The organism is Methylobacterium sp. R2-1, assembly GCF_014191355.1.
Lineage (GTDB): Bacteria > Pseudomonadota > Alphaproteobacteria > Rhizobiales > Beijerinckiaceae > Methylobacterium.
The window spans coordinates 1-1151 of record NZ_JACHWM010000050.1 but is presented as its reverse complement, the minus strand read 5'-3'; the positions used below and the strand labels follow the sequence as shown (position 1 = coordinate 1151).

At 69.9% G+C, this 1151-nt stretch carries 3 protein-coding genes; all 3 read left to right on the top strand.

Annotated elements, in window-relative coordinates:
• Positions 1-83: 83 nt before the first annotated feature.
• Genes FHU13_RS27320 through FHU13_RS27310 form a run of 3 tightly spaced genes read left to right on the top strand, consistent with a single transcriptional unit; the run spans position 84 to position 1109 of the window.
• Positions 84-347: a hypothetical protein gene (locus FHU13_RS27320; protein ID WP_183438957.1), complete on the top strand. Its 264-nt coding sequence runs from the start codon at positions 84-86 to the stop codon at positions 345-347.
• A complete protein-coding gene (locus FHU13_RS27315) occupies positions 347-766 on the top strand; it encodes a hypothetical protein (protein WP_183438956.1) in 420 nt (139 codons plus the stop codon). The genes FHU13_RS27320 and FHU13_RS27315 overlap by 1 nt, the downstream gene beginning before the upstream one ends.
• Before the next feature lie 4 nt (positions 767-770).
• Positions 771-1109 (top strand): hypothetical protein, encoded by a 339-nt coding sequence (locus FHU13_RS27310; protein WP_183438955.1) that lies wholly within the window; start codon positions 771-773, stop codon positions 1107-1109.
• Positions 1110-1151 lie beyond the last annotated feature (42 nt).

Below are 1151 nucleotides of genomic sequence, written 5' to 3'. Positions count from 1 at the left end.
GTCCAGGCGACAGGCGGCGCGGTCCGCTCCGGCCTCGCCGGTCTCTACGACCTGATCCACACCTCGTTCCGGAAGGCCTGACCATGGCACGCCGTTCCTTCCTTGCGCGGGCGCGCCTCGGCCTGCGCCGCTGCTGGCGCGCGGCCTCCGGCTGGCGCGTTTACCTGCTCGCCGGCATCATGGCCCTGCCGGACGTGCTCGACGCTATGCCGGGCATCGACCTCACGCCGCTGCTGCCGGAGTGGCTGCCGGGCGCCAAGGTGGCGACCTACCTCGCTGTCGCCCGACTCGCCGCTCGCGCCTACGCGACGAAGCTCGCCGCCCTGCCGGCGCGGGAGCCGCGGTGATGGGCGGACTGCTGGGCTTCTTCACCAACCCGATCGGAAGCCTCCTCGGCACCGCGGGCTCTGGCCTGATCAAGGTGTTCGGCAACTCGGTCCTGCAGCCGATCCTCAAGGGGATGGAGAATGGCCAGAACAACCAGCGCGACGTCGCGGTCCAGGTCGTCCAGGCCGAGATGGCGGCCAACCAAGCGAAGGCGGCGATCGCGCCTGCCTTCAAGGGGCTGATCTACGGCATCGGCATTCCGCCCGCGATCCACTTCGGGGCAGCCTGCCTGACGAAGACGTTCGACCTCGGCTGGAACGTCGAGCCGCTTCCGCCCAAGTACGTGTCGATCGAGGCCACGATCCTGACGGCCTTCTTCGTCTCCTCACCCCTCACGACGTTGGCCCGCGCCGGCGCCGCCCGCCTGCTGAAGGCCTGACCCCATGTCCGACACGCTCCAGGCTTCCGGCGAGGCGCCCGACGGCATCGTGACCCTGCCCCGGCGCGCCCCTTTCTGGGCGGTGTGCGGGCTCGCGCTGGCATTCGGCGGGCAAGTCTTCTGGGCCGGGACCTATACGGCCGGGCTGGACAGCAAGATCGGAGGCCTGACGGAGAACGATCTCCGCCTCTCCGAGCGCCTCGTGAGCTTGGAGCGCGACCGCGACCGGCTGCCGAAGCTCGAGGAGCGTTTCGGCCGGATCGAGGAGAAGATGTCGATGATGATCGAGCTGCTGCGCGAGACCCGGCAGGAGCGGCAGGGGCCGTCAAAGCGAGGCGGCTGATCCCCACTATCCCACTCGTCCACAGACCGCCCCGGGGCTTCG